The sequence below is a fragment of the Ferruginibacter sp. HRS2-29 genome (genome assembly GCF_024343615.1).
GTDB lineage: Bacteria > Bacteroidota > Bacteroidia > Chitinophagales > Chitinophagaceae > Ferruginibacter.
In genome coordinates this window covers 1-1,463 of the sequence record NZ_RJUB01000094.1, presented here as the reverse complement: position 1 = coordinate 1,463, position 1,463 = coordinate 1, and the positions used below count along the sequence as shown (strand labels likewise).

Annotated in this window: 2 protein-coding genes; one reads left to right on the top strand and one right to left on the bottom strand. The window is 43.5% G+C overall.

Annotation, left to right across the window (positions count from 1 at the left end):
- Positions 1-410: 410 nt before the first annotated feature.
- Entirely contained in the window at positions 411-962 is a 552-nt protein-coding gene (locus tag EGI32_RS11205; protein WP_369681646.1) for an alpha/beta hydrolase, read from the bottom strand.
- 231 nt (positions 963-1,193) lie between these two features.
- Between EGI32_RS11205 and EGI32_RS11200 the strand changes: the two genes are divergently transcribed.
- On the top strand, positions 1,194-1,463 hold a 270-nt coding region (locus tag EGI32_RS11200), incomplete at its 3' end, for a hypothetical protein (protein ID WP_255155450.1).

The following is a 1,463-nucleotide window of genomic DNA, read 5'->3' as shown; positions in this document are numbered from 1 at the left end:
TCGGCGCATCCGTGCGACGCCGGGGCGTGGCCTCCCGGCCAGCCCCTTCTGGCATAGTAGACTGGATAACATAGGAAGACTTATTTTCTCCGCATTAACATTGTTCGTTCATAAATTGCGGATGGGGCGCCCCTAAGTTTCCGCTGCCTGTTGGCCTTACCTGCGGCGTACCACCTGCAAAACCTGTATCCAAAAACTAACGGCGGTGAAAACACCCCATTTGCAGGCAGCGATTTATTTTGATGTTTTAGTCTTCCGAATGCTCGGCGCTTTCTGTTTTATCCATTGAATTGAAATATCAAAGGGGGGGATATCAGCCTAAGAAGTATTGTGTCCTAATGTAGGAAACAAGGTATATTCGAAAGGTTTGCCTTGAACTTTAAAGGTATTTAATTGCTCGATGCACAATTTTACCGGGTTCTGTATGTCTTTCTCGCCAAAAAGCCAAAGCCCCGGAATCGAAGAGTATTCAAAGAGATTTTTGGATCGGTAGCCGTAAACTGATACCTGTCCGGGTCGCTTTTTATATGTTCACGAACGTCTGCCTCTGTATGATTGTCCCCAAAATTTTTGTTGCCAATGGAATAAAATTGAAAACGGAGTTGTTCTAACGTGGTAATGGTAGGGCAACTGAATAGCACCATAAATTCTATTCGTGGATTTTTGCGTGCAGCAATCGGGATGATCCATCCTGCCTGGCTGAAGCCCACTAAACCGGTCGGTGTCTTTTTATCCTTCAGATAAGTTTGAAATGTATATACTGCTGCACTGGCATCGTCAGCCAATAAATTAAGATGGGTAGTGTCAATATTATTGGTGCCAACAGGTGGCCCGGCATATACACCACCGGATTCTCCCGCTCCGCGTTTATCGTAGGTCAGTACAGAAATACCTTCTTTGGCAAGGCGTTTAGTGAACTCCATTTCTCTTTTTACCGGGTCTGATCCGTGCACAATTACCACGGCGGAAAGGCTTTTCAGGTGTTAAAATTGAGCCGGCAAGAGTAACGCCCTTACTTTCAAACTTTACATCCTGGCCGGCGTCCAATTGCTTGCTTATCATAATAAAAAAATATTTTATTTAAAAAAGATGTAATTCGACAACCAATCTGCCAAAAAACAAGTCTGTATGCAGGGGGTAATAAAGTTTACTACTATATAGCCTCCGTTTCATTCAATTAAAATTTTCATGTCATGTACAACCTTTACCATTCTTTCATTGAGAACTTTTTTCAAAAAATCCGCTCGGGTTTAATCCGGCCAGTTATTTTAGCGGTGATACTGGCAACTGCTTTTAGTACCACCTTAGAAGCACAGGTGGTGATTACTTATCCATTAGCAGCTCAACAACTTACACGCGGGCTTGATGTAAGTAAACTCACCGTTAATCTTGGTTTTACCGGCACCTGTACCGCTACTACTGTGGAAATAAGATTACCTGCAGGTGTAGAATACGTGCAGGGG